9 protein-coding genes are annotated in these 7,011 nt (G+C 71.8%); 7 read left to right on the top strand and 2 right to left on the bottom strand.

Annotated features, from left to right (window positions below):
* Window positions 1-79 precede the first annotated feature (79 nt).
* A complete protein-coding gene (locus tag ACFV4F_RS03425; protein WP_380500246.1) occupies window positions 80-559 on the bottom strand; it encodes an NUDIX domain-containing protein in 480 nt (159 codons plus the stop codon).
* Window positions 556-1,326, bottom strand: a complete 771-nt coding sequence (locus ACFV4F_RS03420) for a helix-turn-helix domain-containing protein (protein WP_380500245.1) — start codon at window positions 1,324-1,326, stop codon at window positions 556-558. Before ACFV4F_RS03420 ends, ACFV4F_RS03425 begins: the two co-directional genes overlap by 4 nt.
* A gap of 851 nt (window positions 1,327-2,177) precedes the next feature.
* Here ACFV4F_RS03420 and ACFV4F_RS03415 point away from each other — a divergent pair.
* The 7 genes from ACFV4F_RS03415 to ACFV4F_RS03385 all read left to right on the top strand — a co-directional run bounded on the left by ACFV4F_RS03415 (window position 2,178) and on the right by ACFV4F_RS03385 (window position 6,868).
* Complete coding sequence (locus ACFV4F_RS03415) at window positions 2,178-2,426, top strand: hypothetical protein (protein ID WP_380500244.1); 249 nt, start codon at window positions 2,178-2,180, stop codon at window positions 2,424-2,426.
* Window positions 2,426-2,809 carry a WhiB family transcriptional regulator gene (locus tag ACFV4F_RS03410; RefSeq protein WP_380500243.1) on the top strand — a complete coding sequence of 128 codons (384 nt, stop codon included), beginning with the start codon at window positions 2,426-2,428 and terminating at the stop codon, window positions 2,807-2,809. The genes ACFV4F_RS03415 and ACFV4F_RS03410 overlap by 1 nt, the downstream gene beginning before the upstream one ends.
* 73 nt (window positions 2,810-2,882) lie before the next feature.
* On the top strand, window positions 2,883-3,902 hold the full coding sequence (locus ACFV4F_RS03405; RefSeq protein ID WP_380500242.1) for a DUF2637 domain-containing protein: 1,020 nt from the start codon (window positions 2,883-2,885) through the stop codon (window positions 3,900-3,902).
* Window positions 3,899-4,243, top strand: coding sequence for a hypothetical protein (locus ACFV4F_RS03400; RefSeq protein WP_380500241.1), 345 nt, complete (start codon window positions 3,899-3,901; stop codon window positions 4,241-4,243). The genes ACFV4F_RS03405 and ACFV4F_RS03400 overlap by 4 nt, the downstream gene beginning before the upstream one ends.
* Entirely contained in the window at window positions 4,240-4,614 is a 375-nt protein-coding gene (locus tag ACFV4F_RS03395) for an RRQRL motif-containing zinc-binding protein (protein ID WP_380500240.1), read from the top strand. The genes ACFV4F_RS03400 and ACFV4F_RS03395 overlap by 4 nt, the downstream gene beginning before the upstream one ends.
* A 47-nt stretch (window positions 4,615-4,661) precedes the next feature.
* Complete coding sequence (locus ACFV4F_RS03390; RefSeq protein WP_380500239.1) at window positions 4,662-5,081, top strand: ATPase; 420 nt, start codon at window positions 4,662-4,664, stop codon at window positions 5,079-5,081.
* Between the two features lie 17 nt (window positions 5,082-5,098).
* A complete protein-coding gene (locus ACFV4F_RS03385; RefSeq protein WP_380500238.1) occupies window positions 5,099-6,868 on the top strand; it encodes a hypothetical protein in 1,770 nt (589 codons plus the stop codon).
* Window positions 6,869-7,011: the final 143 nt, after the last annotated feature.

The following is a 7,011-nucleotide window of genomic DNA, read 5'->3' as shown; positions in this document are numbered from 1 at the left end:
TCTCCGCTTCCACCCCCTCCGCCACAACCTCCCGCATCTCTCCCTCTCTCTTTTTATGGATGATTTTTTTTTGTTAGTTTTAGGTTATTGTTTCTTTTTTTTTTTTTTTTTGGTGGGTTGTTTTTTTTTTATACGAGCCCGGCTGGGCGGGGTGTTGCACAATGTCGTGGTGGTCGGGTGGGTTGACCCAGCGGACCTCTTTCGACTCTGAACTCGTCCGCAGAGTGCCACCAACAGGGCGTGCCCGGAAGCAGATGGAGAACTGCTGCCGGACCTCCCCATCGTCGTAGGCCATGACGTGACCAGGGTCCGTGTAGAGCCCGACGACCGCGGCCACCTCGACGTCAATCCCCGTTTCCTCCCGAACCTCGCGAACCACGGTGTCCGCCACTGACTCCCCGATGTCGTGCCCGCCACCGGGGAGGGCCCACAGGTTGTTGTCCGTCTTGTGGATCAGCAGCAGCAGCCCGTCTGCGTCCGTCACGACGGCGGTAACGGAGGGCACAACGGAGTTCGCCGGCGGGGCGGCCGGGTCATGGAAGTAGTCGATGCGGCTCATGCGGCCTCACTTTCGAGATGTGGCGAGGTGATGACCCGGGAGCTCTCCCAGATCCGTTCGATGCTCGCCGCGTACGTGCTGAAAAGCTCCCCGCCGGGTACCTGGGAAAGGTGCATCACTGGCGCCAGGTAGGCGCCGACACCGTAGACGTGTCCGTTGACGAGCAGGTCGTCATCGGCCCGGTAGAGCGAGTTGTAGAGCGTCGTTGAGTGGAGCCGGAACTCGACTCCGCGGACGCTGAACAGCGGCGCGTAGTTGGCGAGCGCGTTGCGAATCTTGCCCGCCATCGCCGGACCGATCCCCTCATCCTCGCCCCGCTGGGCCACGCCCACACAGTCGGGGTCGCCCAGCATGAGCCGTACGGGCACGCCAGCCTGCGCCTTCTCCCGCACGAGGCGGAAGAACAACGGGTCCTCCGAGAGCCAGAATCCGGCGTACACCACCAGGTCGAAGTGCCGCATGGACCTCGCGTAGAGGGACGTCCACAGCTCCTTCGGCACGACCGCGCGGTGTGGGTACAGCTTCACCAGCTCGGCCCGGCCGGCTTCCGCCGCCGCACTGCTGGTCTGCTCGTCCGACCAGAGTTCCGACAGGTCTCGCTGCAACAGGTTGGCGAGCGCGTACTGGAAGCGCCTGTACGGCCGGCGCTCGTCCTTGGCCTCCACCCATCGCTCGACGGTTCGCGAGCTCACACCGAGCCGCTCCGCGATCTGCTCAATCGTCAAATTGCTGGCGAGGATTGCCCCTCGCAGCCTCTCATTGGCCATCTCGCCCTCCCCTGGACGATGGTGCGGCGCTTGGACGATCCGGGACGACTTCGACCGTAGCGAAGTCGGACCGTAGCCGTCCAGACGCGCCGTGTTCCGACAGGGCCGGAGAGCCGAATCTATTGATGCGCGGTCGGGACTCACCGGCCGAACCAACCGAAGGACTTGACGAAGCGTCGGCTTCTCGGCATCGTAAGAGACATGTTCAACATGTCTCGCATGGCGAGGCGGGCGAACTGACAGCCCTTCTTTGGGCTGCTCTGAGCTGGACAAATGCGCCCGGAAGTCGGCTCCTCGGGGTTGGCCAGGGAAGCGCAGTTCCTTGAGAACTGAACAGTGATCGTGCGGGACCGACGCGAGGGCAGCGATGCCCTCCCCCTACGCAGTGGCATGCCACCCCTCCGGGGGTGTGGGGCCGAACGGGATGCTGACCAAGCCGATTCGTACGGCTGGATGGCGACCCGGGAGTACAGCGGAGTCCCAACGCACGTGGCGGATATGAGAAGACCGCCCCCATGGCGACCGGGTGATGTCGCCGGCGGCAGCGAGCCACGCAGCGCCCCGTTCTGGGGTGTGCCGCCCTGCTGGTGCTGAGCAGAGAGGAAGCACCGGACCAGGCCCGTAAGACCTGACGCCCGTAGGACGGGCACTCATTCACTTCTGTTCGCCTACCAGCGATCACGGTTCCCGACGCGCGCCACGCCCCCACGGGCGGCGGGGTCGCGTCGGGTTCCGCGGCTGCTCGTAACGCGACGAGTAGCTGAGCCCGCATGAAGCGGGCCGCCACGCTCCCGGCCAAGGATCGCGCGGCGGCCCTGCGGGCTCACCCCCCGATTCGACGAGGTGAACCCATGAAACTGATTGTTGCAGGCCAGGACGCCGCAACGCCGACCGAGTTCGTCGAGCTCGCGCTCGGCTTCGGTGTCGACGCCGAGCTGTTCGCCGGTGTCGAGGGCGAGTCCGCCGACGAGCGGCGGGCCCGGCTCGATGTCGCCCGGGAGGTCCTGCGGGACCTGGACCAGCCGGCGGCCCGCTTCGCGTCCGGCTTGATGCGTACGGCCGAGCGCCGCCGGGTGCTGACCTGGAAGGCGGCGGCGTGATGGCGATCCCCCGCAACCTCTTCACCCGGGGCGGCACCCACACCCCGCACCTGGCCGCCCGCCCGGCCGCCGCCATGCTCATCGAGGTGCGCCCCGACGGCGCCGGCGACCTGCGCGGCGCCGCCTGTGCCGGTGTCGACACCGATCTCTTCTACCCGGACCCCGAGGAGATCGGGGCCGAGGCCACCGAGTGGGCCGGGCGCCGCGCCAAGATGATCTGCGCCGGGTGCCCGGTGCTCACGATGTGCCTGGAACTGGCCCTGGAGCGGTTCGAGAAGCACGGGATCTTCGGTGGGCTGAACGCCCGCGAGCGGGCCAACCTGCACCAGCGACGGCTCCGGGCCACGGCCCGCGAGCGGCGCGCCGCCGGGGGTGCTCACTGATGAACGCCCCGATGCTCACCGCGCTCACGACGCGCTCACCGCGCACCGGGTGGTGGTCGCGGTGAAGGCGCCGATGAGCCCCGACCAGATCCGGTCGGCCGAGAAGGCGTTGGCCGTGGGGACGTGGACGATCACGCTCGGCGCGGTCCTCTACAGCGTGCTCACGGTAACCCCGCTGATGTCCGGACACACCCCGAAGGGCTGGCAGTGGACGGCCCCAATCCTGCCGCTCGTCGTGGACGCGGCGGTGGTGATCGTGATCCGCATGGACAGCACGCTCGCCCGCCTCGGCGGCGACGGCGGCCGGTGGCCGGTCGTGCTGCGGTGGATGACCGGTGCCATGACGGTGCTGCTCAACGTGGGTCTGTCCGCCCTGAACCGGGACGCGGTTGGGGTGTCGGTCCACGCGGTGGCGCCGCTTCTACTGATCGTCACGGCGGAGACCTCGCTCGCCTACCGGCGGGCGATCGCCGCCGCGCTGGCCGCTCGTGAAGCCCGTGAGCGCGATGAGCGCACCGAGCGCGAACGCCGCACCGAGGAGCGCCGCCGGCAGGAACGCGAGGACCGGTTGGCCGACTACGAGCGGGCCGAGCAGCGCGAGCGTGAGCGTCGTGAGCACGACGCGCGGATGGCCCGCGAGGAGCGTGAGCACGCCGAGCGCATGGCCCGTGAGGAGCGCGAGGAGCGGGCCCTCCGCGAGGCTGCTGAACGCGACGAGCAGCGGCGCCGCGACGACGCCGAGCGGCGTGAGCGTGAGCGTCGTGAGCGCGAGGTGAGCGAGCGTGAGCGCCGTGAGCGCGACCGTGAGCGGCGCGCCGAGCAGGACGCCGAGCGGCTCCGGCAGGAACTCATGTCCGCCCCGGCGGCGACCGAGCGCCTGCCCGAGGACGACGCCCGGCTGAAGATCCAGACCGCCGTTGCGCTCCGGGTCCCACAGCGCCGGGCGGCCGAGCTGACCGGCTGGTCGGCCGGATGGGTCGCCAACCGCTACCGCGAGTTCAGCGAGGCCGGCCCGGAGCGTCCCGCCCTGCACGCCGTGCACACCACCGACGAAGAGACCACCGCGCGCCCCGCTGAGGAGCAGGCATCGTGACCACCACCACCGAGACCCCCGACACCGCGGCCGAACAGATCAAGGCGGCCGGCACCCTGATGTCCCTGCTCACTGCCCACGCGCACCTGCGCGCCCCGGCCGTGCAGTTGGAACTCCAGATCGTGCCCGGCACCTACAACATCGCGTGGGGGCTGGGCATCTCCCTGCACGACGGCGTCGACTACTTCGAGCAGTGGCGGGCCGCCCTCAGCCTCGACCCCGCCGACGTCGAACTCAAGCAGCTCGGCCAGACGCACTGGCTGACCGTCACCGGCATGCACACCGGCATCCCGGTCCAACTGTCCGGCTTCTTCACACTCGACCCGGGCGACGACCAGTGAGCCGCCCCCGCCACTGGGACCCCGACGGCTCCCGCCACGGCGGCACGCCCACCTACCCGTGGCGCATGGCGCCGCGTGGCCTCTTCACCCGCCGACAGCTCCGCGCCCGGGGTCTTCGCCCCGGCGGGCAGGACGTTGCCGCGCAGGTCATGTGGCGCTCCCGCTTCGGCGGGACCCGCCCCGCCTACCTCTACCGGCTCGCCCTGGCCAAGCCCGTGGGACCGATGACCCCTGCGAAGGCCGCCGCCCTCGCCAAGGCCAACGCCGCCCGCCGCACCTGCCCCGTCTGCGGGCGGGACGCCGGCTACGTGCTCCCCAAGCACCTCGGCACCTGTCTGCCCTGCGCCGACCACGGCGCCCTCGCGGCCTGAACCCCCCTGACGTGCTCCGCCGCCATCTGCGCAAGGAGATCCCTGTCATGTCCGTGACCGAAATCAACATCGTCAGCTTCGGCTACCTGCACGACGCCCCGCCGCCCGCGCACCTCACGCTGGACCTGCGCCTCCACTTCAACGACCCCGACGTCAACCCCGCCCTGCGCTACCTGACCGCCGAGGACCTGCCCGTCCGCGCCGCCGTCCTCGCCACCCCCGGCATCCAGGAACTCATCGCCGGCACCGCCGCGCTCGTCGACGCGTACGACTCCGGACCCCAGGACGCGCCGCTGACCATCGCCGTCGGCTGCGCGGGCGGCCGGCACCGCGCCGCCACCGTGGCCCGCGTCCTCGCCCGGCGCCTCGGCAAGACCGGCGTGCCCGTCCACCTCACCCACCGCGACCTGGGACAGCCCGTGGTCGAGCGCACCGCCACCGGCGACGCCGTCGCCACCCGCCCGTGAGCAAGAGAGGAGGAACGATGTCCGACACGCTCGCCCCGGCTCAGCCCGGGGCCGTCGTCGACTCACCCGCTCCGCAGCCCGCCGCCTTGGCCTCGCCGCAGCGTCCCACGTCGCGCGGTGTCGAGCGGCGTGCGGAGCCGCGCCTGGCCCACACCCGTGGTGGTCTGCCGGCGGTGCCGCTGGCGGTGGCCACCGGAAACACCGCGGTCGGCGCCGTAAGCGCGGCGGCGCTGGTGGGCGGGCCCGCCGTGTGGGTCGCGCTCGCCGGTGGCACGGCCGCCGCCGCTGGACTCGCGGCCGTACGGGCCCGGCGGCGCCGCGCCGCGAGGCGGGGAAGCAGCGGGAGCGGCTCCAACTCCCGCATTTCCGGCGGCGGTTCGGCCTCCCGAATGCCGGGGATGTCCGGGGCGGCGGGCCATCGGCCGTCGGCCGCGGGCGGGTCCGTCGGCGGTGTCCCGCCGGCCCGTGGGCACCACTCCCGTGGCGCCGGCCACCGTGGCCTGTCCGGGCACCAGCCGTCCAGCGGTCCGGTCCGGCTGACCAAGCACGGCACGGCCGCGGCACCCGGTGTCGATCCGGTCACCGGGGCCCCGCGCGGTGCTCTGCGCGGTGCGGGCGGTGCCTCGCCGAACGCGGGCGGCAGTTCCCTGAGCGGTGCCCGTCGGGGCGGTTCGCAGGTGCCCGGTGCGGGTGCGGTGTCGGCGGCCGGTGTCCGAGCCGCCCAGGTGCGGGCGGCGCGGGCCGAGCGGACCGCGGGCGCGCCGTCCCGGCGGGACCAGCGGGTACAGGACACGGCGGCCCGCCGCAGCGTCCGCGACCAGCAGCGGGCTGCCCGTCAGGCGGCGCGGGAGGAGAAGCGCGCCGCCAAGGCCCGGCAGCGGGCGGACGCTCCGGCCATGTCGGCGTCCGGCCCGGCCACCCGCAGCGCGCGGGAGACGGCCCGGTCGGCGCGGCGTCAGGCTCGCGACGAGCGGCGGGCCGCCCATCGTCAGGCGCGGGACGCGCGGGCGGATGAGCGGGTGCGTGAGCGGCGGATCGCGCGGCGCCGGGCCGCCGCCGCCCGCGGTGCCCGCCGTCGTCTGCGTCGCTCCGCGGCGCGGTACTGGGCCCGGTGGGCCGGTGCCGCGCTGCTGGCCGGCGCGGTCGGTCTGGTCGGGGCCGTGACGACTCCGGTCGGCCGCTACCTGAATCTGCCGTGGCTGATGCACCCGGGCCGGCGCCTGTTCGCCCGCCTGGTGGCCGCCGCCGCGGCGGCCCGCGAGGAGCGGGACCGGGCGATCGCCGCCGGCCTGGAGGAGGACCTGAAGGCCGCGGAGAACCTCGATCAGCCCGAGCCGGAGAACGGTGGGGAGGTCACGGACACGGTGCCGCGGGCCCCGCGCAACCACAACGCGAACGACAGCACCGCAACGTCAACTTCGGGAGTGCCCATGAGCGACAACGTCGCCGCGTTCAGCTTCGCCGCCGTCGCCGCCGAGATGGAGGCCATGGCAGCCACCTTCGACCCGGACGGGATGATGCAGGTCCTGGCCATGGTCGAGGAGATGCCCGACGCCCTCGCAAGCATCGCCAACGTCTTCAAGCTCCTCGCGGAGAAGTGCGACGAGGAGTTCCCGCTGGACTCCCAGGTCGGCATGGCCCTGCAGGAGATCTACATGTTCCTGCAGCTCGCGGTCGGCGCCGCCGGCGAGGCCGGGCCCACGTTCCGGCAGGTCCACGAGGTGGACATCCGCCGCCACGAGGACCCGCGCAACGGCGAGGAGAAGTGGGACACCACCAACAACTAGCCCACCACCGAGCCTAGTTCCACCACCTCCCATCTCCCACCCTGCCCGGGGCGGGCCGCCAACCATGCGGCCCCCCCCCGCCCCCACCAGGACACGAAACCCCCCAGGTCCAAAACCAGACCCTCACCAACCAGCGCACCCAA

The sequence above is a fragment of the Kitasatospora sp. NPDC059722 genome (assembly GCF_042733235.1).
In the GTDB taxonomy this organism is placed as follows: Bacteria; Actinomycetota; Actinomycetes; order Streptomycetales; family Streptomycetaceae; genus Kitasatospora.
This window is presented reverse-complemented; position numbering and strand designations above follow the sequence as displayed.